1 pseudogene is annotated in these 841 nt (G+C 31.3%); it reads left to right on the top strand.

The window, feature by feature from the left end:
* Positions 1 to 23: 23 nt before the first annotated feature.
* Positions 24 to 812 (top strand): annotated as a pseudogene (locus D8886_RS11610) (AcpB/EbpR/MafR family transcriptional regulator); the annotation flags it as partial.
* Between the last annotated feature and the right edge of the window lie 29 nt (positions 813 to 841).

Below are 841 nucleotides of genomic sequence, written 5' to 3'. Positions count from 1 at the left end.
ATATAAAGAAAGATAATATTTTAATGCGAGAATTACTGTCTAAAAAGATCCACAGACAATTAGAACTATTAGAGCTACTATTTAAAAACAAACGCTGGTTTCATATTTCTGAACTGGCTGAACTATTGAATTGTACAGAANGTTCAGTAAAAGATGATTTATCTCATGTCAAGTCTGCGTTTCCTGAATTGATTTTTCACTCGTCTACTAATGGCATACGTATCATTAATACCGATGATAGTGATATTGAGATGGTCTATCACCATTTTTTTAAGCATTCAACCCATTTTTCAATTTTAGAATTCATCTTCTTTAACGAAGGATACGAAACTGAGAGTATTTGTAAAGAGTTTTATATAAGCTCTTCCTCACTCTATCGTATAATCAGTCACATTAACAAAATCATAAAAAAACAATATAATTTTAAAATTAGTCTCAATCCTGCTCGGATTATTGGAAATGAGATTGATATCCGTTATTTTTTTGCACAATATTTTTCGGAAAAATATTATTTTCTTGAATGGCCCTTTACAGATTTTTCTGTAGAACCTTTGTGTAAGCTGTTAGCACTGGTCTATAAAGAAACTGCATTTCCTGTCAATTTCGCAACTCAACGAATGTTAAAGTTGCTCCTGGTTACAAATTTATATCGAATAAAGTTTGGTCATTTCTTGGAAGTTGAGAAAGATTCTTTTAACAATCAATTGTTAGAATCTTTCATGCAGGCAGAAAGAATCGAAGACATTGTAGCGAGCTTTGATTCTGAATACCATATCTCTTTGAATGAAGAAGTGATAGGTCAACTATTTGTCATGAAGAAGTGATAGGTCAACTATTTGTC

It is taken from the genome of Streptococcus sanguinis (assembly GCF_003943655.1).
In the GTDB taxonomy this organism is placed as follows: Bacteria; Bacillota; Bacilli; order Lactobacillales; family Streptococcaceae; genus Streptococcus; species Streptococcus sanguinis_F.
This window is presented reverse-complemented; position numbering and strand designations above follow the sequence as displayed.